Below are 24963 nucleotides of genomic sequence, written 5' to 3'. Positions count from 1 at the left end.
ATGAAGGTCTCAAAGGTGCCCTTCACGACATAAGGGATCAGGGATCAGTTCTTCGGTTTGGGACAGGTCTTCCAGGAGAAGTGGTAGGTGGTCTTGATGGCGCCGTCGGTCGAGTCCATGGTGACGAAGCTGGTGGTCTTCTTCGGATCGGAAGTGCCGACCGCGGCCCGCAGTTCCGTGTTGATGTTGAAGTTCCGGTCCTCACCACAGGGTTTGTAGACGATGGCGCCGACTTCGATCTCGTCGGTGAACTGCCAGTTGTCCTCGAACGGTCCCTTCAGGCCGTGGTTCACGAAGGACGTCGGGGAATTGCCCTGGAAGTAGTAGTTGGCTCGCTCCAGCCCGGTCGCTCCCGCGGCCAACGAGGCGAATCCGCGGTAGTCGGTGCCCGCGATGCCGTAGGTGAAGCCCTGCGGCACGTGGACATAGAGGTTGAGCTGGCAGTTCTTGCGCAGATCGGTCGGCTTCGCACCGACGCCGACCTGGGCGGTGTACTCGCTGTAGGTGACCGTGAACGCGGTGTTGTCCGGAGACACGGAAACAGCCGCGGTACCCGGTCTGCAGCCGGTTCCGTTGACCGTCACGACGTCGATGACGATCTTGTCGGACGGCAACGGAGGCGGCACCCAGGCGTTCGGCGTGACGACCGAGGACAACAGGGTCACGGCAGCGACCAGCACGTTGAGCATGGGATCCTTCCCAAAGCTTCCACACGGCGGAACTGGGCGGATTCGAGGTCAGCGAGACGTTCTTTCCCGGCCCGCCCGCCGATCGGGACGAAACGGATTCGGTCACCGGACACAGGGATGACCGCCGAAAATGGGTCGAGAAGACTCGCCGCCGCCGGGCACGGCGGCGACGAGCTGCGGAGTCGTCGTTCAGAGCGGCCAAGGTCCTGAACAGGCAGGGGTGGACGGCCTTCTTCCGGACCGGGAAGCAGGCCGTCACCCTGGTGGAGCGGTCAGGAGGCCGGGCAGGTCTTCCACGAGAAGTGGTAGGTGGTCTTGAACGCGCCGTCGGTCGAATCCATCGTGATGAAACTGGTGGTCTTCTTCGGATCCGACGAACCCGCACCGACCCTCAGTTCCGTGTTCACGTTGAGATTCCGGTCCTCACCGCACGGCTTGTAGATGATGACGCCACCTTCGGCCTCGTCACGGAATTGCCAGTTGTCCGACAACGGCCCATTGACGGGGTGGCTCACCTGCGCGGTCGGCGAATTTCCCTGGAAGTAGTAATTCGCCCGCTGGAGCCCTTTGGCGCCGGATTCGAGCGAAGCGAAACCGCGATAATCGGCACTGGCGATACCGTAGGTGAATCCCTGCGGTATGTGGATGTTGAGGTTCAGCTGGCAGTTCTTCCGGAAGTCGGTCGGCTTCGCGCCGACGCCGACCTGGGCGGTGTATTCGCTGTAGGTGACCGTGAAGGAGCTGTTGTCCCTGGCGACGGCGACCGCCGACGAACCCGGCGGGCAGCCGGAACCATTGACGGTGACCACGTCGATGACGACCCGGTCGGGCGGGGGTACCGGCGGCGGCGACATGCTGTTCGGGGTTATTATCGACGAGAAAAGCGATACGGCGGCAACCACTGCATTGAGCATGGGGTCCTTCCCGAAAACTTCCACACGGGGGGCGGGGAACTGGGCGGACTCATGTTAGCGAAACGATCTTCACGATGCCGCCCGCCGATCGGACGCAATTCGGCACGGCAATCGGTTCATGAAATGACATTATGGTCTGTAACCGTTTTCCGGTGCGCATGAGAACGCCATCCGGCCCGGAAAACACCATTCGATTCGCACGATATGAAAAGGCTTTCGCGGATTCGGCGTTGACGATTCCGATGAGACAGCGCGAGCGCTCGCGGCCGCCCACCCACCACCTCGACGCCCTGGAGAGCGTGGGCCCGATCACCCGGCGGCGGCATCGATCAAGAAAACAGTGACTGGACGCACCCGAACGGCGACTCGGGACAGGACTAGCATCGCGGTACAAGTCGATGTCGCCTCAAGCTGGAGAACCGCAATGACCCAAGCCCCTGTCAACGTCACCGTCACCGGTGCGGCCGGCCAGATCGGCTACGCGCTGCTCTTCCGCATCGCGTCCGGTCAGCTGCTCGGCCCGGACACCCCGGTGAAGCTGCGGCTCCTGGAGATCCCGCAGGCGGTCAAGGCGGCTGAGGGCACCGCGATGGAACTCGAAGACGGCGCGTTCCCGCTGCTGTCGGGCATCGACATCTTCGACGACCCGAAGCAGGCCTTCGAGGGCGCGAACGTCGCCCTGCTGGTCGGCGCCCGTCCCCGCGCCAAGGGCATGGAGCGCGGCGACCTGCTCGAGGCCAACGGTGGCATCTTCAAGCCGCAGGGTGAGGCCATCAACGCCGGCGCGGCGAGCGACATCAAGGTCCTCGTGGTCGGCAACCCGGCCAACACCAACGCCCTCATCGCCCAGGCGCACGCGCCCGACGTCCCGGCCGACCGCTTCACCGCGATGACCCGCCTCGACCACAACCGCGCCCTCGCGCAGCTGTCGAAGAAGCTCGGCGTGCCGGTGACCGAGCTGAAGAAGGTCGCGATCTGGGGCAACCACTCCGCGACCCAGTACCCGTCGATCGCGCACGCCGAGGTGTCCGGCAAGCCCGCGACCGAGGTCATCACCGACCAGCAGTGGCTGGCCGACGACTTCATCCCGACCGTCGCCAAGCGCGGCGCGGCGATCATCGAAGCCCGTGGCCTGTCCTCCGCGGCGTCGGCCGCCTCCGCCGCGATCGACCACGTCCACACCTGGGTCAACGGCACCCCCGAGGGTGACTGGACCTCGGCGGCGGTCGTGTCCGACGGCTCCTACGGCGTCCCGGAGGGCCTGATCTCCTCGTTCCCGGTCACCGCCGCGAACGGCGAGTACAAGATCGTCCAGGGCCTGGAGATCGACGACTTCTCGCGCGCCCGCATCGACGCTTCGGTCAACGAGCTGGCCGAAGAGCGCGACGCGGTGAAGAAGCTCGGCCTCATCTGAGCCTGATCCGCTTCACGAAGGCGGCCGTGTCCCCCGGGACGCGGCCGCCTTTTCGCTGCCGATGATCGTGTCGAGATTCGTACGGGTGATCTCCAGCTCACCGATCGCCGCGTCGATCCGGTCACGCTGCTGCCGCAAGGCGTCGACCAGCTCGGGACAATCCGGGGTCAACCAACCGTCCTCGTCGACGATGCAGGGCAGGATCTCCAGGATCTGCGCGGTGTTCAGCCCGGCCCCGAGCAGGATCCTGATCCGCCGCACCGCCGCCACGTCGACGTCCCCGTACACGCGATAACCGCTCGGCCGCCGCTCCGGGGTGAGCAGACCCTGCTCCTCGTAGTACCGCAGCGCGCGCTCGCTGACGCCGGTCCGCCGCGCGAGTTCCCCGATCCGCATCCGCACTCCAGACTTGACTCTCACGTCAATGTCAAGGTTTAGCTTAGCCGCCATGACCACCGTGACCGTCCTCGGACTCGGCCCCATGGGACACGCCCTCGCCACCGCGTTCACCGCCGCCGACCACCCCACCACCATCTGGAATCGCACCCCTGGCAAGGAAAACGGCCTCGCCGCCACCGTCGCCACAACCCCGGCGAAGGCGATCGAGGCAAGCCCGCTCGTGATCGTCTGCGTGCGCGACTACGCCGTGGCACAGTCGATCCTCGACGCCGACGCACTCAAAGGCCGCACGCTCGTGAACCTCAGCGGCGGATCACCACGGCAAGCCCGCGCGATGGCGACGTGGGCCACCGAACACGGCATCGACTACCTCGACGGCGTCATCATGGCGACCACCGACGCCATCGGCGGCCCGGACGCCGCCCTGTTCTTCAGCGGACCCGCCGACGTCTACGAAACACACCGCCCCACGCTGGCCGCACTCGGCGAGAACGCCCAATACGTCGGCGACTCCCCCGGCCGCGCCGCCGCGTTCGACGCGGCCCTGCAGGACATGCTCTGGACCTCCATGAGCGGCGTGATCCACATGTTCGCGCTCGCCAAAGCGGAGAACATCGGCGCCGCCGACATCGCCGCACACGCGAAAGCGCTGCTCGGCTTCTTCCCCGACATGATCGACCTGCTCGCCGGGCAAGTCGCCGCCGAGAACTACGCCGGCGACGCGGGCACCCTCGAAGCCACCGCGGCGACCATGGACCACATCCTCGACGCGATCCGCGCGCAAGGCCTCGACAACGGCGTCCTCACCGCCGCCCGAGCCCAAGTGCAGCACGCGATCGACACCGGCCACGGCTCCGACGGGTTCGCCAGGCTCGCCGCACTCCAGTGAAAGCCAGGGGTCGTGAGTGGCAAGGACGCTTCTGGCGAGCCTCTTGGGAAGGGGTCCTTCACGGACCTGCGATCCCGACTCGCCCGCCGCAGCTACCTGGAACCCCCTACTCACGACCCGGACCGGAACTGCCGCGCCGTGATGCCGTACTGGTTCATCTTCCGGTACAGCGTCGCCCGGCCCATCCCGAGCTTCTCCGCCGCACCGACCACAGTGGACCCCGGCTCGGCGAGACAACGCACGATCTCGTCCCGCTCCATCGCCTGCAACCGGCCCAACCGATGCCCCACCCCGGAGAACACCTCCGCCGGCAGATGCTGCGTATCGACCACGTCCGACCGTGACGCCGCCTCCCGCACCACCCGGCGCAGGTGCTTGGCGTTCTCCGGCCAATCGCAGGCTGTCAGCGCCCGCACCGCGGCCGGGGTGAACACGACTTCACGACCCCGGTCGCGGCGGGCGAAATGATGCGCCAGCGGGAGCACGTCATCCGGCCGGAACCGCAACGGCGGCACCTCGACCACGACCTCCACCAGCGGGGCCAACGCCTCCGGAAGCGCACCGGCGTCCGCCGCGGTGAGCACGAACGGCGGCGGCTCACCCTCCCGCCGAGCCTCGGCGAACAACCCGGCCAACTCGGCGGCCGCCCACGCCGGAAGCGTGTCCACCCCCGAGACGATCACGCACGTCCCGTCCTTGACCAGCTCAGGAGTCCACAACGTCAGCCACGTGTCGACGTCGTCCGGCGCGGGCGGACGCGCGTTCAGCACCCGGTCCCTCGGCCGCATCGCCCGTCGCGCGGCCGACGCGAGCGCCGTCTTCCCCGCCCCGGTCTCACCGACGACAGCGGCCACCCTCCCGCGGCTCAACGCCGAACGCACCTCATCGAGCGCATCCGACCAGCCCGGCGACAGACTCGGGGCATCAGCCGGATCGAACCGGTCGGAATGCACCCGGAACACCTCACCACGCGGCGCCGGCCGCGGAGTCCGCCCCGACGCCCGCGCCAGCATCAACGCCGCCGTGTTCCCGGCCGCCGCCTGCGCCAACGCCAGCAGCAACTCCGAAGACTGATCCGACCACGTCGTCAGATTCACACTCCCGGCCAGTGCACCGGTCAGCGGATCCAGCACCGGCACCGCCGCACACGTATACCCCCGCAAACCCGTGCAATAGTGCTCCGCCGCCCGCACCAGCGTCGGCGCGCGATCGGCCAGCGCCAAGCCCAGCCCGTTCGTCCCCGCGTTGCTCTCCGCGAAGTAGAACCCCGGCGCCAGGTGGACCCGATCCAACGACCGGACGATCGACGCGTCCGTGCACAACCTGCTCAGCACCAGACCCTCACTGTCGGTGATCATCAAGCTGACCGGCTCGTTCGCCAGCGTCGCCTGCAACCCCCGAAGCACCTCGTTGCCGCACTCGTACAACAGCGAACCGGTGTCCAGCGAACCGGTGAACACCGGCCGCACCTCGTCCTCGGGCGCGCCGTACCGGGCGCTGCGCTGCCAAGACGCCCGCAACCGCGGCGCGATCACCGCGTTCGCGCTCTCCACATCGACCTCCCGGGACGCCACAGTGCGTTCGGACTTCCGCCAAGCGTACGTCCACGGCCACCGGCACACAGGACCGTCGGTGTCTCAAACTGAGACACCGAGCGCCTCCCTGACCTGCGCCGACACCCCTACCGTTCACCCCCAACGTGCCAACGGCGGTCACGAACGCGGAGGAAACCCATGTACACCAAGGACGGCGAGAGCTACTTCATCGTGGACGCGCACGTCGCGCTCTGGGACGCCCGGCCGGAGAACCAGGCCAACATCCACGGCAAACAGTTCATCGACTGCTTCTACGACTACCACCGCAACCTCAGCCCGGAAGCCGAGCTCTGGCCCTACGAGGACTACCTCTACTACGGCGGCGAACGCCTGATGAAGGACCTCTTCGAAGACGGCTACGTCGACCACGCCATCTTTCAGCCCGCCCACCTCGGCGCCTTCTACAAAACCGGCTTCGGGCAGACCGAAGAGGCCTTCGCCCTCACCAAGCAGCACCCGGACAAACTCACCTACAACCACTGCTTCGACCCACGCCTCGAACAAGCGGGCCTCGACCAGCTCCGCCGCGACGCCGAACGCTTCGGCCTCAAGGGCGTCAAGCTCTACACCGCGGAATGGCGGGACGACTCCCGCGGCTACAAACTCGACGACTCCTGGTGCCGCCGCTACCTGGAAGCGTGTCTCGAACTCGGCATCCGCAACATCCACATCCACAAGGGCCCCACGATCCGCCCCCTCGACCGCGACGCCTTCGACGTCGCCGACGTCGACAAGGTCGCCACCGACTACACCGACCTCGACTTCGTCGTCGAACACTGCGGACTCCCCCGGCTCGAAGACTTCTGCTGGATCGCCACCCAGGAACCCAACGTCCACGCCGGCCTCGCCGTCGCGATGCCCTTCATCCACACCCGCCCGCGCTACTTCGCCCAGATCATCGGCGAACTCCTCTACTGGCTCGACGAAGACCGCATCCAGTTCTCCAGCGACTACGCGCTATGGACCCCGAAATGGCTGGTCGAACGGTTCGTCGACTTCCAGATCCCCGAGGACATGACCGAGTACGCGCCACTGACCACCGACCAGAAACGCAAGATCCTCGGCCTCAACGCCGCCGCGATGTACGACCTCCCGGTGCCAGAGGAACTCCAGGTCCGGCGCATCGAAACCCAAGCCGTCTCGGTGGCCTGACATGCGCGAACACGACGCCTACACCGCACTCCACGCCGTCTTCGACCCCGAACTCGACGAACCCATCACCGACCTCGGCTTCGTCCGTTCCCTCACCGTCGACGGAACCGAGGTCACCGTCCACCTGAGGCTCCCGACGTCGTTCTGCTCACCGAACTTCGCCTACCTCATGGCCTCCGACACCAAGGACGTCCTCAGCGCACTCGACGGTGTATCCCGGGTCCACGTCGTCCTCGACGACCACCACGACTCCGACCTCATCAACCGCGGCCTCGCCGCCGACGCCGGATACCGCGGCACCTTCGGCGACGAAGCCGAACAGGACCTCGACGAACTCCGGCTCACCTTCCGCCGCAAAGCCTGCACCGCGGCCATGGAACGCGCCCTCACCCGGCTCCTGCGCGAAAACCGCGAGCTGACCGAGGACGGGCTCCACGACATCACGCTCGGCGACCTTCCCGACCACCGCACCACCCACGCGCTCCTGCGCCGCCGAGCCGCGCTCGGACTCGACACCGCACCGGAAGCGCCGGTCCTCGTCGACGACCACGGAAAGCCCTACCCCCGCGAAGAAGTCCCCCTACGGCTGCGCTTCGCCCGCTCCGTCCGCATCTCGATCGACGGCAACGCCCACTTCTGCCGCGGCCTGCTCCGCACCCGCTACCCGGAATCCGCCGCCGACCAGACACCCCGAACCCAGGAGGTCCACGCATCGTGAAAGCGATCCAGGTCATCGGTTACCACGAAAAGCTCCAGCTGACCGAGGTCGCCGAACCCGAACCGACCGGCCCCTACGACGTCATCGTCCGCATCGGCGGCGCCGGCGTCTGCCGCACCGACCTCCACATCCTCGAAGGCCAATGGGCCGAGAAATCCGGCGTCACCCTGCCGTACACGATCGGCCACGAGAACGCCGGCTGGGTGCACGCCGTCGGCAGCGCGGTGACGAACGTGGCCGAAGGCGACAAGGTCATCGTCCACCCCCTCATCACCTGCGGCCTCTGCCGCGCCTGCCGCTCCGGCGACGACGTCCACTGTGCCCAGTCGCAGTTTCCCGGCATCGACACCGCCGGCGGCTACGCCGAGTACCTCAAGACCTCCGCCCGCAGCGTCGTCCGCATCGACGACTCCCTCGAACCCGCCGACGTCGCCGCCCTCGCCGACGCGGGCCTCACCGCGTACCACGCCGCGGCGAAAGCCGCCCGCAGGCTCCGGCCCGGCGACCGCTGCGTCGTCATCGGCGCCGGCGGCCTCGGCCACATCGGCATCCAGGTCCTCAAAGCCCTCACCGCCGCCGAACTCGTCGTCGTCGACCGCAACCCCGACGCCCTCGATCTCGCCGTCACCATCGGCGCCGACCACGGCGTCATCGCCGACGGCACCCAGGTCGACCAGGTCCTCGACCTCACCGGCGGCGAAGGCGCCGAAACCGTCATCGACTTCGTCGGCGAAGGCGGCGCCACCAAGGACGGCCTCGCCATGCTCCGCCGCGCGGGCGACTACCACGTCGTCGGCTACGGGGAGAACATCGACGTCCCCACCATCGACGTCATCTCCACCGAGATCAACCTGATCGGCAACCTTGTCGGCTCCTACACCGACCTCTGCGAACTCATGGTCCTCGCCGCACAGGGCCGCGTGAAACTCCACACCGCGCGCTACCCGCTCGAGGAGTTCCAAACCGCACTCGACGACCTCGACGCCGGGCGTATCCGGGGCCGGGCGATCCTCGTTCCCTGACAACGCTCCAGTGTGTGGTGAGGACGGTTATTGAGGGGAAGGGCAAACGTGTCGTGGTGCGGGGCCGGTGTCGCTCTTGCGTACGCGTTCTCCTGGTAGTGAGGGCCTCCTTGCCTACCCTGACGGTAGGGAAGGAGGCTTTCGCTACCGTCGGATGTGGTCCCTGGTGGTAGTGGGACGGCTGTGACCTCGGCGGCCGGTCGGCAAGGCGTGACTCGCGTGCTTGGGGACGTGACTCGCGTGATCTGGGTCTTTGCCCTACCCCTCAATAACCGTCATTACCACTCACGAGCCGTCAGGCCGCTAAATTGACCCAGTGCACCTGGACGCGCTTCTGACCGGCCAACCCTCCGAAGTCCTCACCCGGACCCTCGACCTCTCCCGAGCCGAGCGGAAAGCCCTCATCCCCGAACTCCTGGCCGCGTTCAAGGACAGCAGCGAATTCACCGAGATCCGGCCCAACACCTACGGCGCCCGGAACCCGCTCAGGGGCCAGCAGGCCGCGACCGCCCTCTGGGCAGTCCTCCCCGCCGGCGACCCCCTGCTCCGCAAACTCTGGATCGCCTCACCCCCGATCCTCGAACGCGTCCTGCAGGACCGGACACTCGCCGACCGCAAGACGATCGCCCTTCGCATGATCGGTCACCAGACCGCTTGGGAAGCCATCCGCCGCATGATCCTCGACGGCGACCTCGAACCCATCCGGACACCGGAATACCACGCGGGCTGGTTCCGCTGGGCCGGACGCTTCCACGGGAAACCCCTGGCCGAACGCCTCCGAACCGAACCCGAAGCACTCACCGAACTCTGGGAACTGCTCACGATCGAAGGCAGCGGCGACGCCAGCTTCGCGGGCTTCGACAAGTACGTCCGCGACGAGGACAAGTGGTCCACCGCGCTGCTCGAACTGACCGCCACCGGCGACGTCGACCGAGCCCGACTCCTCGACCTCACCCTCGACATCCTCTCCCGCGACTTCGCCGCCTTCCGCGCCCAGTGGTACGCCGCACTCCACGAAGCACTCGCCCCCACCCCGCAAGAGCGCACAGCGGCTCAGAACCACTACGCCCGGCTTTGCGGAAGCGGCCTCCCGCGCACGGTCTCCTTCGCCGTCAAAGCACTCTCCCTTGTGGACAAACAAGGCGCGCTCGACGACGAAGTCGCTCTCCAGCACCTCCCCGCCGCGGCGGCGGGACGCGGCGCCACCACCGCCAAACTCGCTCTCAAACTCGCCGGCCGCGTCGCCGACCGCCGACCCGACCTCACCGGCCTCGCCGACGACGTCTTCGAAGCGGCACTCACCCACGAAGCCTCCGACGTCCGCGCCCTCGCCACCGCACGGCTCGGCACCACCCCGGACGACACACCGGTCATCGAGACCGCCGAATACCCCGAACCCACGCGACCACCGTGGGACCAGAGCAAGACGCTCACCAACCCGCTCGAAATCCCCGACACCCCCGCAGCCGTCGCGGAAGCCCTCTCCTCCCTCCTCGCCGACCCCGACCAGGCAGATCTCCTCCTGGCCGCCCTCGACGGCGCCCACCGCGTCGCTGGCGAACTCCAGAACGCCCTCGAACCGCTGGTGAAACGCGCCACCAGGATCGCCGACCAGAAGTACAGCGCGGCCGTGCCGAAGATGATCGCCACCCTCGTCCTCGGCCTCACCGGGCGCGCCGCGCCGCACCTGCCACCGGTCGACGGCTGGCGACGCCCGCTCCACCACCGGATTACCGCCCTCCTCAAGGGCACCGCCGTCCCCGTCTCCGCCGCCACCCACCGAGGCGGTTGGCTCGACCCCGTCGTCTTCGTCTCCCGCATGCTCGAACACCCCGACGCGGCCGAGGACGACGTCGCCGACGCGCTGCTCCGGCTCGCGCCGGACACCCGGCCCGAAGCTCTCGCGCTCGCCTCCGCACTCACCGGACCGCACACCGACGCCATCCGCTACGCCCTCGGCGGCCCGGCCATCGAAGACACGGGTTGGATCGCCCTCGCCGCCGCCCGGGCCCGGCACCCCGAATCCGCCGATCCCGCCTCCGCGCTACGCGGCGAACCCGGACCGCCCCTCGCCTGGACGGCGAGGACCGGACCCGACGGCTACGGCCTGAGCTCCTTGACGATCGGACGGTCCCCGGAAACAATCCCGCAGAAAGCTCCCTGGCTGGGCGTGCTCTTCGACGGTCCGGCCCCTGAGTGGCTCGGCTTCACGGAATGCCACGAAGCGGTCTCCTCACCCTACGACCGGGACCACCTGGAAGCCGCCGTCGCCGAAGCCCTGTTCTCCAACGACACCGAATTCGGCTATCCAGTGGAGAAGTCGGCACTACCCCAGTTCCTGGACAGCCCTTCGATCCCGGGCATCCCTGGCACGGTGCTCATCGCCACCAGCCTCACGCTGAAACGCCCCACCGCCGTCCAACTCGGCACGGACGCCGCACTGACTCTTCTGGACCGGCGGTTGCTCGGCCCCCGCGCACTCGGCGCGGCCCTGGCCGTACTCGGCCCGCACCTCATCACGACACGGCTGGCTCCGCGACTTTCGATCATCGCGAACGAGCACCCGGTAGCTGTTCTGTCCACACTGGACACGTTGCTGCCGAAGCTGGAGCCCTCCCATCGCGGCATCTTCGCACTGCTGGAACTCGCGGCAGATCTCGTGGAACGCGGTGCGGGCACGATCGGCGCCGAAACGAAGGAATGGCTGGCGGGCTTCAAAGGCAGTTCGAAGGCGGCAAATGCGGCGTCACGGCTCAACCGCTGACATCCGGGCGGCCAGTACATGCGAACACGGCCCCCGGGTCTCCTGGTGCTTGGCCCACCAAGCGCACGTGCACCCGGTAGGCGAAAGCCGGACCCGCTGCACCGAGCCGGCGCGTGTGATCTCGTAGCCACCGTCGGGCAGCGACCGGACGGCTCCGGCGGCGACGAGCTCACGGGCCTTCGCCAGCCGGCCGTTCGCCGGCGCATGCCCGCTCGGGAGCGCACGCGCGAACCAGGCGCCGTCGACGACGTCGTGACCGGCGCGACCCGCGACGGGTTCCGGAGCTTCAATGCATGCTGCCAGCGAGTTCAACCAGCCGCCTTCACCCGAAAAGCCGCGAGACGGCTCCGGGGACAGCGTGACGACGAGCCGCGCTCTCTCCAGCTGGACCACCCAGGTCGCGACCTCGCTGCCCGGTCGCGTGTAGACGGTCAGCCCTTGGGCGAACCGGATCAGCGGTTCTATCACCCGAAGCCGATGCAGCCCGGCCGCCGGGACCGAGTCTCGCCCTGACAGTGACGTCAGCCGGAGCACCCTGCCGGACGCCACCACCCACGACCGACCGACGGTGGCCGGGAGCTGCCGGAGGAAATTCCGCGTCGCAGGCTTGTCGAGCTCAGCCTTCTTCACCGCGCCCGCCGTGACAGCGGCGACCTCCGCGAACCCAGCGACCCAGCGATCCGGCAGTGGCACCTGGGGCTCGTCGTTCTGCCCGTCGAGCGTGCGGAGGCGGATTCCGTCGCCACGAACGGTCAGATGCAACGGATCCTGGGCCACGACACCGGCCAGAACGGTTCGCGTCGCGTCGGACAGATCGACGTTCGTGCAGCCTTCGCCGAGAGTCCCCACGTCGAGCAGATCGAGCCTGGCGTACACCCCACAGCACGGCGAGAAGGCTTCCGCGCGCAGTGCCGTCCGGTCCGTGGTGAACACCGGGTCGGACTCGGCGATGAGCCGGTTCACCATCGACGGTGGCATCCAGAACCGGGTGCGGGCGACCTTCCCCAATACGAGCAGCGCCTGAGCCGTCTGCACTCCGGGTTCGAGGAACCCCTTGAAGAGGACCGGGGTCCGGACATCCTCCTCGACCTGCTCCAGCAAGACCTCAGTGATCACCTGGAAACCCTAGCCAGGACCTGTGACACTCTTTGCGGGTTTTATCATTTAATTAGAGTTGATCTTGTTTAATGCCGTGCTGAATAGCTCGTTATACACGTCAAAGCGACCAGATCAGTCCGGCTGAGCCTGCCGCTTGCGGTAAGCGCGCTGTTGGCAAGCCCGTGAGCAGTAGTCCCGTGGCCTGCCCCGCCCTCCCCCATCCAGCGGTTTACCGCACATGACGCACTCCCCTCCCCTAATTTCGTCACGCATTACCTCACTACCCTGGCTGTCGACGAGCGCCTGGACGCCGTCGAGGGTGCGCTGCAATCCGAAGTCGAAGGGGTCGAGCGGCACGTCCATTCCCCCGGCCTTCCACAGCCTCTCCAGGGCCGGATAGCCGTCCAGGCGCTCGAAAAGGGACTCGCGCTCGCTCCACCAGCGCTCATGGGACACACCTGTGCGCCGCTGGAGTTCGGCGGTCTCCCCCGCTTGACGCGCGACGGACTCGACGAATCCGCCCACCAGGTTCACCACCGCGATCACCTGCGCCGGCGCCAGGCCGCTCCGAGCCGCCACATCGAGCGCGTGGTCGTATCCGGCCATGATGTTCGGCCCCGGCAGACGGCGGGTTCCGGCACTGTGAACCAGCCACGGGTGGCGGCGATACATCTCCCACGCACGCCGCGCCCAGCGTTCCAGGCCCGCTCGCCAGCCGAGCCCGTCCGAGGGATCCAAAGGAAGCTCGCCGTACACCGCGTCACGCATGAGTTCCACCAGCTCCGCTTTGCCGGGGACGTACCGGTAGAGCGACATGGTGGTGGTGCCGAACCGTTCCGCGACCTTGCGCATCGACAGTGCGGCGAGCCCCTCGGCGTCCGCGACTTCGACGGCCGCGGCGACGATCCGGCCGAGACTCAAGCCGGGCCGCTCCGGCTCGGCGGCGCCCCACAGCAACTCGATCGCGCGCTCCGGATCCGGCTGCGTGTCGTCTTCCGCCACCGACCTACTCCTTGACTCTCATCACTCGAACGTGTTTAGGTGATAAACCTCAGTATATCCCATAAACCTCTCGCAGGAGCGCTTCAGCATGCCTGAAATCAGGTTCTTCGTGTCCTCCGACGGCAGAGACGACTGGTCCGGCACCGCCGATCAGCCTTTCGCCACTCCGAAAGCAGCACAAGAAGCGGTCCGTGCCGTCACCGCCGCGATGACCGGCGACGTCATCGTCACCTTCACGGCAGGCGTCCATCACCTCGAAGAACCCCTTGCCTTCGACGACGCGCTCGGCGATTCCGGCATGAACGGCTTCCGCGTGATCTACCAGGTCCACGGCTACGGAACACCTGATCAGGCCGAGGTCGAAGTGAGCGGTGGCCGCGTGATCACCGGCTGGACCGTTGGCGACGACGGCGTCTGGACGGCACCCATCGGCGACCTGGCACCGCGACGTCTCACCGTCGACGGCCGCCCCGCCACACGCGCGGCCCGCACGAACGGTCTTCCGGGGAGCGTGACGAAAACAGCGACCGGTTACGTCACGGACAGCGCGGAGCCGCAGGCGTGGCCGGACCCGTCCGGACTGGAGTTCGTGTACCCCGGCGTCTACCCGTGGTCCGAGGCCAGGCTCGCGGTCGCGTCGATCTCCGGTGACGCCTTTTCGTCCACGATCACCATGGCCCAACCCGCCTTCGACAACGCCAAGTCCCTCTACGACTCCAAGTGGTACGGCGCCGGTGGAGACGGCACCTGGGACGGCCTCGCCGCGCCTTCCGTACTCGAGAACAACGTGGCCTTCCTGACCGAGCCGGGAACCTTCGCCGTCAGCACCGACCCGGCGGGCCACGTCCTCCACTACCGTCCGCGCCCCGGCGAGGAGATCGGCAAGACCCGAGTCGTCGCCCCGGCGCTGGAGACGCTCGTCAGCGGACAGGGCGTGCACGACCTTGTGCTGCGCGGCTTCACCTTCACCGACGCGGCCTGGTCCGGCCCCACCAAAACCGGCGGCTACCTGCACTATCACGGCAACGCCCGCCACGAGCGGGGCGAATTCCAGAAGATCGACCTCGGCGCGGACGTGGGCTACGTCCACGTGCCCGCGGAGCCGGTTCAGCTGCCGGCCAACGTCAGCCTCACCTCGGCCCAGCGGGTCACGCTGGAGGGCAATCACTTCACCCGGCTCGGCGCGGGGGCACTCCTGATCGAGGACGGCACCGACGTCGAGATCCGGGCGAACGTCTTCGACGAGATCTCGGGGAGCGGGATCGCCGTCCACACGAGCACCCGGGTCTCCGTCGAGGACAACCTCGTCCACCACATCGCCACCGAGTACCGCGGCTCCCCCGCCGTCCTCGTCGTCGAGTCCGAAGAAACCACCGTCGCCCACAACGAGATCCACGACGTTCCGCACAACGGCATCGTGATCACCGGCGGCGAGCGGGCCAGTGGCATCCAGGTGATCTCGAACCTCGTCGAACGCAGCATGGGGAAGCTGATGGACGGCGGCGGGATCTACCTCTCGGCACCGCAGGGCTCGTCGTTCGCCGGCGGGGCGATGGTCCGCGGCAACGTGATCCGCGACGTCCTCACCTCGTACAACTTCGGCCTCTACGCCGATTACGGCGCCGCGTGGATCACCGTCGTCGGCAACATCGTCCACCGAGCCGACACCCCGATCGTCCTCCAAGTGGGTCCGCCGATGGAGAACGTCGCCTTCATCGGCAACTTCTGGGACGTCCTTCCCGACGGCTACGACACCCCGCCCGAGACGGTGACCGTTGCCGGGAACACGTTGCTGCCCAAGGAGAGTTTCGACGAGGCGATCAAGGCGGTCCCGGCGGGCGCCGACATCCTGGCGCGGGCGGGCCGCCGGGGTCTGCGACGATGATCGACGCTCCTGCCGGACGCGAGTCCGGCAGGAGCCGCTCCGGCCACGATCCCCGAGGAGACCACGCGCCATGTCGTCCCAGTCCACCGAAGCACCAGGGACCCGCCGCCACCTCGCGCGGGTCGCGACCGAGGTGCTCGCCCCCTGGGTCTGGGTGCTCGGTCTCCCGCTGATCGTCGCCTGGAAGGTCACCGGTCAGCACCTCGGCGAGACGGTGCTGTGGGGTCTGATCGTCGGTGTCACCGGCTCGCTGATCCCGATGGCCGTGATCGTGCGCGGCGCCCGGAAAGGCAAGTGGGACAGCCACCATGTCACCGATCGGGCCGGACGGCTCGTCCCGTTCGCGGTCTGCATCGGCTCGCTGGCCGCCGGATTCGTCGTCCTGATCGCCGGTGGCGCGCCGCACGAGATGATCGCGCTCGCGGCCGCCGAACTCGTCTGCCTGGTCGCCGCGCTCGCGATCACCTTCGGCTGGAAGTTCAAGATCTCGATGCACGCGATGGTGGCGGCCGGCGCGGCCGTGATGCTGATCCGCGTCTACGGTCCCTGGCTCGCACTCGTCTTCCTCGGTGTCGGCTGGGTCTGCTGGTCCCGCGTCGAACTCGGCGATCACACCAAGGCCGAGGTCACGGTCGGCATGGTCGCCGGTGTCGTCCTCGGCGGTGGGGTTTTTCTGCTGCTGGAAGCGGTTTTGGCCTGAGCCGCGCTGTATAGGTCGTTATACACTTTGGTTGAGCCGTCGGATGCCCTCGGTGAGTTCGGCGATGTCAGCAGCGGCGGCGAAGCCCAGCCGAAGGAACGGTCCGGACGGCTCGGTCGCGAAGAACCGCTCCCCTGCCCCGACCACGACACCTCGCTCTCTCGCGGTGCGGGCGAGCGCGTTCGCGTCGCTCCCCGCCGGTAGCCGCACCCACAGATGCAGCCCTCCCTCGGGAAGCCGCGCGACAGTCCACTCAGGACACTCCCCGGCCAGCACCGCGGCGGCTTTTCCGCATCGTTCCCGCAATTCCACACCCAGTTTCCGCACGTGACGTTCCCACGAAGGCGCGCTGAGCAGTTCGAGGGCCGCCTCCTGCAGCGGGCGGGAGACGAAGAAATCGTCGACCCGCCGGATCGCCTTCATCCGGTCGAGGACCGGCCCCCGCGCGATCAGCGCGCCGATCCGGAGGCTCGGTGCGGCGGCTTTCGTCACCGACGTCAGGTGGACGACCGTGCCGTGGCGGTCGTCGGTGATCAGCGGACGCGGCGCCGTGGTCCCGTGCGAGAGATGCCGGGCGAAGTCGTCCTCCAGCACGAACGCGCCCGCCGCCCGCGCCACCTCCAGCACGGGGGTGCGGCGTTCGGGGGCGAGCACGGTGCCGGTCGGGTTGTGAAAGGTGGGCTGGCAGTAGAAGAGCCGGGCTCCGGTCATCGCGAACGCCTCGGCCAGCAGGTCCGGGCGTACCCCGTCGTCGTCGATCGGCACCGGCACCGGGCGGAGTCCCGCCGCCCGTGCGGCGGCAAGCGCTCCCGGGTACGTCGGTGATTCGACGAGTATCGGGCTTCCGGGCGCTGCGATGGCCCGGAACGCCATGGAGAGCCCGCTCTGCCCGCCGGCGGTGATCAGGACGTCGTCCGGGGACGCACCGGCCGGTCCCGCGAACACTGACCTCAGCGCGGTCAGCCCGGCGGCGGGCGCGCGATCCCAGGCGTCCGGACGGCGGCCCGCCCTGGCGAGTGCCGCGCTCAGGAACCGGGTCGCCTGCAGCGACCGGTGCGGATAGCCACCGTCGAGGAGGATCGCGCCGTCCGGCGGTGGGCCGAGGGTGCCGGTGAGGGATCTCGTGTCGACGCTGCGGTCGGTCAGTGCGACGGTCTGCCACGCCGTATCGAGCGGTTCGCCCGCCCTCGACGGCTTCGTCGCCACGTACGTCCCACTCCCGGGGCGCGTCACGACGGCGCCCTCGGCGGCGAGCAGGGCGATCGCGCGCGAGACCGTCACCGGGCCGACCCGGTAGCGCTCGATGAGCTCACGACTACTGGGCAGCCGGTCCCCTGCCGCCGCCGCGCGGATCAGCGAACGCAACTGGAGGGCAAGCGCGGAAGTGCTACTATCCGACATGAAGGAACATGATAGTGCTACTGAACCTCGCACGGAATCACTACTGGACATTCCGGCACTGCGCGCCGACACACCGGGCAGCGACAAGGTCGTCCATTTCAACAACGCGGGCTGCGGACTGCTGGCGAAGCCGGTACTCGCGACGATGCTCGACCACCTGAATCTCGAAGCCGAGATCGGCGGTTACGAGGCCGCGGCCGCCCGTGCGGCCGAGGTCGACGGCTTCTACCGCGAAATCGCCGCGCTCATCAACGCGCGGCCGCACAACATCGCCTTCGCGGCGAGCGCCACCCACGCCTATTCCGCGGCGTTGTCCTCGATCCGGTTCGAACCCGGCGACGTCGTGCTCACCACCCGCAACGACTTCATCTCCAACCAGATCGCGTTCCTGTCCCTGCGGAAGCGGTTCGGCGTCGAGGTCGTGCACGCGCCGGACACGCCGGAAGGCGGTGTCGACGTCGAGGCCATGGCGGCCCTGATGCGCGCGAGAAGGCCGAAACTGGTCGCCGCCACGCATATTCCGACCAACTCGGGGCTGGTCCAGCCGGTCGCCGAGATCGGGCGGCATTGCCGGGACCTCGGTCTGCTGTATCTCGTCGACGCCTGTCAGTCGGTCGGTCAGTACCCCATCGACGTGGAGGAGATCGGCGCCGACCTGCTCACCTCGACGTGCCGCAAGTTCCTGCGCGGTCCCCGTGGTTCGGGGTTCTTGTTCGTCTCGGACAGGTTCCTCGAAGCAGGACACGAGCCGCTGTTCATCGACATGCACGGCGCCCGCTGGAGCGCGCCCGGCGAGTACGAACCCGCGGCTTCGGCCTCCCGGTTCGAGGAATGGGAGTTCCCGTACGCCACGGTGCTCGGCTGCGCCGCGGCCGCGAGGTACGCCCGTGCGGTCGGCCTGGAGGCGATCTCACGGCGCACCCCCGCGCTCGCGGCGAGGCTGCGGGACGGACTCGGCGCCATCGCGGGCGTCGAGGTGCTCGACCGCGGCCCGCGGCTGGGCGCACTGGTGACGTTCTCGATCAAGGGCTGGGAAGCCGTGCCGTTCAAAGCGGCGATGGACGCCCGGCGGATCAACTCGGCGCTCAGCTATCGCGAGTTCGCGCAGTTCGACTTCGGGGACAAGGACGTCGACTGGTGCCTGCGGCTGAGTCCGCATTACTACAACACGGAACAAGAGGTGGACGACGTGGCCGCTGCCGTCGCCGAACTCGCCGCCTGACGCGGTTTCCCTGCCTGGGCACTGGGGGTGTCCGGGCAGGGAAACCGTCAGGGATCAGGCCCCGGCGAGGCCGCGGCGCTTCAGCAGCGGCTCGATCTCCGGGTCGCGGCCGCGGAACGCGCGGAAGGCGGCCATCGGGTCGACGCTGCCGCCCCGGCCGAGCAGTTCACGGCGGAAGTGGTCACCGTTTTCCCTGGTGAGCCCGCCGTTCTCGCGGAACCACTGGACGGTGTCGGCGTCGAGGACCTCACTCCAGATGTAGGAGTAGTACCCGGCGCTGTAGCCGCCGCTGAAGATATGCGCGAAGTAGGTGGTGCGGTAGCGCGGCGGCACGGCCTCCAGCGCGACACCCGCCTTCGTCAGCGCCTCGGATTCGAACCGCTGGACGTCCTCGACGTGGTCCTCGGTGCCGAGCGCGTGCCACGCCTGGTCGAGGAGGGCCGCCGCGAGGTACTCGGTGGTGGAGAAGCCTTCACCGTACTGCTGCGACGCCAGGAGCTTGTCGATCTGCTCCTGCGGAAGCGGCTCACCGGTCACGTGGTGCTTGGCGTAGTTGGCCAGGACCTCGGGCCACAGCATCCACATCTCGTTGACCTGCGAGGGGTACTCGACGAAGTCACGCGGCACGTTGGTGCCGGAGAACATCGGGTACTCGACGCCGGAAAGCAGCGAGTGCAGTGCGTGCCCGAACTCGTGGAACGCGGTGTCGACCTCGTCGAAGGTCAGCAGGGTCGGCTCGCCGGACGGCGGCTTGGCGACGTTGAGCACGTTCACCACGACCGTCTTGGTGCCCAGGAGGTTCGTCTGGTCGACGAAGTTGTTCATCCAGGCGCCGCCGCGCTTCGAGTCGCGGGCGTAGTAGTCGAGCAGGAACAGGCCGAGTTCCGTGCCGTCCGCGTCGAAGACCTCGAAGATCCGGACCTCCGGGTGGTACTTCGGCAGGTCCTCCCGCTCGGTGAAGCTCAGGCCGTACAGCTTGGACGCGGCGAAGAAGACCCCGTCGGTCAGCACCCGGTTCAGTTCGAAGTACGGGCGCAGCGCCGCGGTGTCGACGTCGAACCGGTCCTTGCGGACGCGTTCGGCGTAGAACGCCCAGTCCCACGGCCGCAGGACCGCGCCGGGGATGTCGGCTTCGAGGTAGCGCTGCAACTCTTCGGCTTCGGCCTTGGCGTTGGCGACCGCGACCGGGGCGAGGCGTTCGAGCAGGCCCACCGCGGCCTCGGCGGTCTTCGCGGTCTCGTCTTCGATGACGTACGAAGCATGGTCGGGGAAGCCCAGCACCGCCGCCCGCTCCGCGCGCAAGCGGACCAGCTGAGCCACGATCTCGTTGTTGTCCGACTCGTTGCCCCGGTTTCCGCGGGACACCGACGCGGTGAAGATCCGCTCGCGCAAGGCGCGGTCCTCCAGCGAGGCCAACGCGGCCTGCGCCGTCGGCAGGGTCAGCTTGAGGACGTACTTGCCCTCTTCGCCTGCGGTCTCGGCGGCCGTGGCGATCTCGGCCTCGCCCAGTCCCGCGAGTTCCGCGACGTCGTCGACGACCACGGCGAGTTCGTTGGTGTCCTTGAGCAGGTTCTGCTGGAACTTGGTCGACAAGGTCGAAAGCTGCTCGTTCAGCTCACGCAGGCGCTTCTGCTCGGCTTCGGGAAGCCCGGCGCCGGCGCGGCGCACGTCGGTGTGGTGACGCTCCAGCAGGCGAAGCGACTCGGGGTCGAGACCGAGTTCCTGCCTGCGCTCGAACAGGGTGTTGATCCGGGCGAACAGCGCCGGGTTCAGGTTGATGGCGTCGGCGTGCGCGGCCAGCCGCGGCGCCATCTCGGCCTGCACGCGCTGGATCTCGTCGTTCGCGTTGGATCCGGCGAGGTTGAAGAAGACGCTGGACACGCGGGACAGCAGCCTGCCGGACTTCTCGAGCGCGACGATGGTGTTCTCGAAGGTCGGCGGCTCGGCGGAGTTCGCGATCTCGTCGATTTCGGCGGCGTGCTCGGCCAAGCCCGCTTCGAAGGCGGGAAGGAAGTGCTCGTCGGCGATCCGGTCGAACGGAGGAAGGGCGTAGGGCAGCTCACTCGGCGCGGCGAACGGGTTGTCCTGCGAAATCATCGGTGTTGCTCCCGGGTCGTCGAATCTGCTGGTCTGGCCACCTTACGGGCAGCGAGGGGCCGGTGGATGCCGTCCGTGGCGTGACGCCACCGACGGGGAGTGGTCACGCTCCGGTGGTACCGCCCACCACCGCGTCGGAGCTCCGCTTTCCCTTGCCTCGCTTGGCTTTGGTCTTCGGTTCCGGTGGTGCGATACCGGCCAGGTCGCCGCCGTTGTCGTTGACGCGCAACACGAACGGACGAGTCTCGGTGTACCGGACGACCGAAACCGACGCCGGATCGACGACGATGCGCTGGAAGGAATCGAGATGCTGGCCGAGCGCGTCGGCGAGGATCGCCTTGATCACATCGCCATGGCTGCATAAGAGCCACACCGCGTCTTCCCCGTGTTTCGCGGTGATCCTGGCGTCATGCGCGCGGACGGCCGCGACCGACCGGGCCTGCATCTCGGCGAGCCCTTCGCCGCCGGGAAAGACCGCGGCCGACGGATGCGCCTGCACGATCCGCCACAGAGGTTCCTTGAACAGATCCTTGAGCGCGCGACCGGTCCATTCGCCGTAGTCCACTTCGGACAGGCCGGGCTCTTTGACCTTGTCCATCCCGCGCGCCTCGGCCAGCTTCGCGACCGTCTGACGGCAGCGGAGCATCGGCGAGACCACCAGCTCCGCGAGCGGGACCGGCGCCAGCCGGTCGACGAGCGCGGCCGCCTGTGCCCGGCCCGTGTCGTCCAGGCCGACCTTGGGCGTGCGCCCGGCCAGGACACCCGAACCGTTCGCCGTGGACTTGCCGTGGCGCAGAAGGATCACAGTACTCACGTGGCCCACCCTACGTGCCGTGCTTTGCCCTGCTACGCAATTCGGCACCTGCTTGCGATCGTTGCGCCTGGCAACCACCGCAAGCAGGTGACGAATTGCGTGGGGGGTTACAGGTGCGGGCCCGCACCGGGGTCGAGGACGCCGGTGAAGATCAGCACGAACAGCAGGGCACCGAGCACGAGCCGGTAGATCACGAACGGCACGAAGCTCTTGGTCTTGATGTAGGACATCAGCCAGGCGATGACGGCGTAACCGACGCCGAACGCGACCAGCGTCGCCAGGATCGTCGGCCCCCACTGAGCCGGGGCGCCGTCCTTGCCGATGTCGGTCAGCTTGTACAGGCCCGACCCGAACACCGCCGGCAGCGCCAGCAGGAAGGAGTACTCCGCCGCCTCCGCGCGTGTGTAGCCGAGCAGCAGCCCGGCGCTGGTGGTGCCGCCGGAGCGGGAGACACCCGGGATCAGCGCCAGCGCCTGCGCGAACCCGAAGCCGAGGCCGTGCGGCACGGTCAGGTGGTCGAGCGTGCGCTGCTGCTTCCCGATGCGGTCGGCCACCAGCAGGACGAGCCCGAACACGATCAGCGTGGTCGCGGTGATCCGCAGGTCACGGAAGGTTTCGTCGATGGCGTCCTGCAGCAGCAGGCCCAGTACGACGATCGGCATCGAGCCGACGATGATCAGCCAGCCGAGCCGGGCGTCGGGGTCGCGGCGCCAGTCCTTCTTGTAGATCGAGAAGAACCAGGCGCGGAGGATTTTCCCGATCTTGGTCGAGAAGTACAGGATGACCGCGAGTTCGGTGCCGATCTGGGTCACCGCGGTGAACGCGGCGCCCGGGTCGTCCCAGCCGGCGAGCGCCGCGGTGATCCGCAGGTGCGCGCTGGAGGAGATCGGCAGGAACTCCGTGAGGCCCTGGACGAGACCGAGGACCAGTGCTTCGAACCATCCCATCAGGCGACACCGGCCAGTTCGATCGCTTCGGCCGCGATCTCCAGGGCGCGTGCGGAGCCCTCCGGATCCGGCATGGACGGCGCGACGGTCAGCGTCGTGACGCCGGACTCGGCGAAGGCCCGCATCCGGTCGGCGATCCGCTCCTTAGGGCCGAGCAGCGACGTCGCGTCGATGAACTCGAGCGGGACGGCCGCCATGGCGCCCACGTAGTCCTTGCCCAGATACTTCTGCTGGACGTCGGCCGCTTCGCGTTCGAAGCCCATCCGGCAGGCGAGCTGGTTGTAGAAGTTCTTCTCCCGGCTGCCCATCCCGCCGATGTACAGCGCCGCGTACCCGCGGACAGCGTCGGCGCAGGCCTCCCAGTCGTCCCCGACCACGAGCGGGACGGTGGGGACGACGTCGAAGCCGTCGAGCGAGCGCCCGGCCTTGTCGGCCCCCGTCTGGATCAGCTTCAGCTGCTCACCGGCGTGCTCGGGCGAGTAGAACACCGGCAGCCAGCCGTTCGCGATCTCGCCGGTCAGTTCGAGGTTCTTCGGGCCGATGGCGGCCAGGTACACAGGGATCTCTTCGCGCACGGGGTGCACGGTCAGAGTCAGCGCCTTGCCGGGCCCGCCGGGCAGCGGAAGCTGGAAGTGGTCGCCGTCGTAGCGGACCCGGTCGCGGCTCAGCGCCTTACGGACGATCTCGACGTATTCGCGGGTGCGGCCGAGCGGCGACGCGAACTTCACCCCGTGCCAGCCTTCGGACACCTGCGGGCCGGAAACACCGAGGCCGAGGCGGAACCGGCCACCCGACAGCGTGTCCAGGGTCGCGGCGGTCATCGCGGTCATCGCCGGTGTCCGCGCGGGGATCTGCAGCACCGCGCTGCCCACGTCGATCCGTGAGGTCTGCGCCGCCACCCACGCCAGCACCGTCGGCGCGTCCGAACCGTACGCCTCCGCGGCCCAGACGACCGCGTAGTCCAGTTCGTCCGCCTTCTTCGCCAATGCCAGGTTGGCCGCGTCGTTCCCCGCGCCCCAATAGCCCAAGTTCAGTCCGAGTCGCACGGCGTGAATGTATCCATCGGAGTGTCACTCCTCCGTTCAGGGTGTTGACAGCCGATGACCCACCCGGTGGTACTCGATGACGACACGCTCACCTGCTCCGTGTCACCCACTTGCCTTCCGGCTAGGCTCGCCCGTCGTGGAAAAGCGACAGCTGGGCCGGTCGGGACTTCGGGTCTCGCGGATGGCCCTCGGGACCATGACGTGGGGTGGCGACACCGACTCGGAGGAGGCGGCCAGCCAGCTGGTCGCGTTCGTCGACGCCGGGGGCACCCTGGTCGACACCGCCGACATCTACGGCGAGGGCGAGAGCGAACGCGTCCTCGGCGCCCTGCTCGGCGACCTCGTCCCGCGTGACGACATCGTGCTCGCCACCAAGGCCGTCGCCCGCCGCACCGATGGCCCGTTCGGCGGCGGAGCCTCACGCGGTGCCCTGCTGAGCGCGCTCGAAGGTTCGCTGCGACGGCTCGGCACCGACCACATCGACCTCTGGCAACTGCACGCCTGGGACACCACCGTGCCGGTCGACGAGACCCTCGGCGCCCTCGAGTACGCCGTGACCAGCGGCAAGGCCCGCTACGTCGGCGTCTCCAACTACTCCGGCTGGCAGCTGGCGACCGCCGCGGCCCGCAGTTCCGCCGCCGCCCCGCTGGTCTCGACGCAGGTCGAGTACTCGCTGCTGGAGCGCGGCGTCGATCGCGAGGTCGTCCCGGCCGCGGAACACCACGGCATCGGGCTCCTGCCGTGGGCACCGCTCGGCCGGGGCGTGCTCACCGGCAAGTACCGCAGCGGGACACCCGCCGATTCACGCGGTGCTTCGAGTGTTTTCGCGGGCTATGTCGAACATCACCGGACCGAACGCGCGGCCCGGATCGTGCAGGCGGTCGCGACGGCCGCCGACGGCCTCGGGACCTCGCCGCTGGCCGTCGCGCTGGCCTGGGTCCGCGACCGGCCCGGAGTGGTCGCGCCCGTGGTCGGGGCCCGTGACACCGGTCAGCTGACCGGCTCGCTCACGGCCGAGGACATCATGCTCCCGCCCGCCATCCGCTCGGCGCTCGACGACGTCAGCGCGATCGAGGTCGGATACCCGGAACGCGGCCTGTGAGCCGTCTCGAATACTGGATTAGGTGACTGTTGGGTGACGCAGACGTGACGTGGCGGAGTTCCTGGAGGATGCTGGACAGGTCCGTCCGACGAG

The 24963-nt window shown here is 68.3% G+C and carries 22 protein-coding genes; 10 read left to right on the top strand and 12 right to left on the bottom strand.

The window, feature by feature from the left end:
* Positions 1-44: 44 nt before the first annotated feature.
* The 3 genes from ACLJO0_RS26540 to ACLJO0_RS26530 form a co-directional block, all read right to left on the bottom strand.
* Positions 45-689 (bottom strand): DUF4360 domain-containing protein, encoded by a 645-nt coding sequence (locus ACLJO0_RS26540; RefSeq protein ID WP_410581151.1) that lies wholly within the window; start codon positions 687-689, stop codon positions 45-47.
* A gap of 272 nt (positions 690-961) precedes the next feature.
* The gene (locus tag ACLJO0_RS26535) at positions 962-1603 is read right to left on the bottom strand and encodes a DUF4360 domain-containing protein (RefSeq protein WP_396556153.1); all 642 of its coding nucleotides are present in this window, start codon (positions 1601-1603) and stop codon (positions 962-964) included.
* Between the two features lie 49 nt (positions 1604-1652).
* Positions 1653-1877, bottom strand: coding sequence for a hypothetical protein (locus ACLJO0_RS26530; RefSeq protein WP_410581150.1), 225 nt, complete (start codon positions 1875-1877; stop codon positions 1653-1655).
* Positions 1878-2027: 150 nt separating this feature from the next.
* On the opposite strand from ACLJO0_RS26530, the gene ACLJO0_RS26525 reads away from it, so the two are divergent.
* On the top strand, positions 2028-3017 hold the full coding sequence (locus ACLJO0_RS26525; protein WP_396556151.1) for a malate dehydrogenase: 990 nt from the start codon (positions 2028-2030) through the stop codon (positions 3015-3017).
* Positions 3018-3029: 12 nt separating this feature from the next.
* Here the strand turns inward: ACLJO0_RS26525 and ACLJO0_RS26520 are convergent, their stop codons facing one another.
* Positions 3030-3413 (bottom strand): MerR family transcriptional regulator, encoded by a 384-nt coding sequence (locus ACLJO0_RS26520; protein ID WP_410581149.1) that lies wholly within the window; start codon positions 3411-3413, stop codon positions 3030-3032.
* A 52-nt stretch (positions 3414-3465) separates the two neighbouring features.
* Between ACLJO0_RS26520 and ACLJO0_RS26515 the strand changes: the two genes are divergently transcribed.
* Positions 3466-4305, top strand: coding sequence for an NAD(P)-dependent oxidoreductase (locus ACLJO0_RS26515; RefSeq protein WP_410581147.1), 840 nt, complete (start codon positions 3466-3468; stop codon positions 4303-4305).
* A gap of 110 nt (positions 4306-4415) precedes the next feature.
* Here ACLJO0_RS26515 and ACLJO0_RS26510 read toward each other — a convergent pair whose 3' ends face one another.
* Positions 4416-5858, bottom strand: a complete 1443-nt coding sequence (locus ACLJO0_RS26510; protein ID WP_410581146.1) for a helix-turn-helix domain-containing protein — start codon at positions 5856-5858, stop codon at positions 4416-4418.
* 180 nt (positions 5859-6038) lie between these two features.
* Here ACLJO0_RS26510 and ACLJO0_RS26505 point away from each other — a divergent pair, with 180 nt between their 5' ends.
* The 4 genes from ACLJO0_RS26505 to ACLJO0_RS26490 all read left to right on the top strand — a co-directional run bounded on the left by ACLJO0_RS26505 (position 6039) and on the right by ACLJO0_RS26490 (position 11556).
* Positions 6039-7052 (top strand): amidohydrolase family protein, encoded by a 1014-nt coding sequence (locus tag ACLJO0_RS26505; RefSeq protein ID WP_410581144.1) that lies wholly within the window; start codon positions 6039-6041, stop codon positions 7050-7052.
* A 1-nt stretch (position 7053) separates the two neighbouring features.
* A complete protein-coding gene (locus ACLJO0_RS26500) occupies positions 7054-7770 on the top strand; it encodes an iron-sulfur cluster assembly protein (RefSeq protein WP_410581143.1) in 717 nt (238 codons plus the stop codon).
* The gene (locus tag ACLJO0_RS26495; RefSeq protein WP_410581141.1) at positions 7767-8792 is read left to right on the top strand and encodes an NAD(P)-dependent alcohol dehydrogenase; all 1026 of its coding nucleotides are present in this window, start codon (positions 7767-7769) and stop codon (positions 8790-8792) included. Before ACLJO0_RS26500 ends, ACLJO0_RS26495 begins: the two co-directional genes overlap by 4 nt.
* A gap of 316 nt (positions 8793-9108) precedes the next feature.
* Positions 9109-11556: a DUF6493 family protein gene (locus ACLJO0_RS26490; RefSeq protein ID WP_410581140.1), complete on the top strand. Its 2448-nt coding sequence runs from the start codon at positions 9109-9111 to the stop codon at positions 11554-11556.
* On the opposite strand, the gene ACLJO0_RS26485 is transcribed toward ACLJO0_RS26490, so the two are convergent.
* Both ACLJO0_RS26485 and ACLJO0_RS26480 read right to left on the bottom strand, forming a co-directional pair.
* A complete protein-coding gene (locus ACLJO0_RS26485) occupies positions 11539-12672 on the bottom strand; it encodes an SWIM zinc finger family protein (RefSeq protein WP_410581139.1) in 1134 nt (377 codons plus the stop codon). The genes ACLJO0_RS26490 and ACLJO0_RS26485 overlap by 18 nt on opposite strands.
* Positions 12673-12786: 114 nt before the next feature.
* Positions 12787-13656, bottom strand: coding sequence for a TetR/AcrR family transcriptional regulator (locus ACLJO0_RS26480; RefSeq protein WP_410581138.1), 870 nt, complete (start codon positions 13654-13656; stop codon positions 12787-12789).
* A gap of 88 nt (positions 13657-13744) precedes the next feature.
* Between ACLJO0_RS26480 and ACLJO0_RS26475 the strand changes: the two genes are divergently transcribed.
* Both ACLJO0_RS26475 and ACLJO0_RS26470 read left to right on the top strand, forming a co-directional pair.
* A complete protein-coding gene (locus tag ACLJO0_RS26475; RefSeq protein WP_410581136.1) occupies positions 13745-15541 on the top strand; it encodes a right-handed parallel beta-helix repeat-containing protein in 1797 nt (598 codons plus the stop codon).
* 70 nt (positions 15542-15611) lie between these two features.
* The gene (locus ACLJO0_RS26470; protein ID WP_396556137.1) at positions 15612-16241 is read left to right on the top strand and encodes a hypothetical protein; all 630 of its coding nucleotides are present in this window, start codon (positions 15612-15614) and stop codon (positions 16239-16241) included.
* An 18-nt stretch (positions 16242-16259) separates the two neighbouring features.
* Here the strand turns inward: ACLJO0_RS26470 and ACLJO0_RS26465 are convergent, their stop codons facing one another.
* On the bottom strand, positions 16260-17642 hold the full coding sequence (locus ACLJO0_RS26465; protein ID WP_410581134.1) for a PLP-dependent aminotransferase family protein: 1383 nt from the start codon (positions 17640-17642) through the stop codon (positions 16260-16262).
* Here ACLJO0_RS26465 and ACLJO0_RS26460 point away from each other — a divergent pair.
* A complete protein-coding gene (locus ACLJO0_RS26460; protein WP_410581133.1) occupies positions 17641-18864 on the top strand; it encodes an aminotransferase class V-fold PLP-dependent enzyme in 1224 nt (407 codons plus the stop codon). The two genes, ACLJO0_RS26465 and ACLJO0_RS26460, sit on opposite strands and share 2 nt — an antisense overlap.
* A 54-nt stretch (positions 18865-18918) precedes the next feature.
* On the opposite strand, the gene ACLJO0_RS26455 is transcribed toward ACLJO0_RS26460, so the two are convergent.
* From ACLJO0_RS26455 to ACLJO0_RS26440, 4 genes are all read right to left on the bottom strand, one after another.
* The gene (locus ACLJO0_RS26455; protein WP_410581131.1) at positions 18919-20961 is read right to left on the bottom strand and encodes a M3 family metallopeptidase; all 2043 of its coding nucleotides are present in this window, start codon (positions 20959-20961) and stop codon (positions 18919-18921) included.
* A 103-nt stretch (positions 20962-21064) separates the two neighbouring features.
* The gene (locus ACLJO0_RS26450; RefSeq protein ID WP_410581130.1) at positions 21065-21775 is read right to left on the bottom strand and encodes a histidine phosphatase family protein; all 711 of its coding nucleotides are present in this window, start codon (positions 21773-21775) and stop codon (positions 21065-21067) included.
* A 107-nt stretch (positions 21776-21882) separates the two neighbouring features.
* Positions 21883-22722, bottom strand: coding sequence for an undecaprenyl-diphosphate phosphatase (locus tag ACLJO0_RS26445; protein ID WP_410581129.1), 840 nt, complete (start codon positions 22720-22722; stop codon positions 21883-21885).
* Positions 22722-23768, bottom strand: a complete 1047-nt coding sequence (locus ACLJO0_RS26440) for an LLM class F420-dependent oxidoreductase (RefSeq protein WP_410581127.1) — start codon at positions 23766-23768, stop codon at positions 22722-22724. The genes ACLJO0_RS26445 and ACLJO0_RS26440 overlap by 1 nt, the downstream gene beginning before the upstream one ends.
* Positions 23769-23904: 136 nt before the next feature.
* On the opposite strand from ACLJO0_RS26440, the gene ACLJO0_RS26435 reads away from it, so the two are divergent.
* Entirely contained in the window at positions 23905-24870 is a 966-nt protein-coding gene (locus ACLJO0_RS26435) for an aldo/keto reductase (protein ID WP_199746780.1), read from the top strand.
* Positions 24871-24963 lie beyond the last annotated feature (93 nt).

It is taken from the genome of Amycolatopsis sp. lyj-108 (assembly GCF_046549005.1).
GTDB lineage: Bacteria > Actinomycetota > Actinomycetes > Mycobacteriales > Pseudonocardiaceae > Amycolatopsis.
This window is presented reverse-complemented; position numbering and strand designations above follow the sequence as displayed.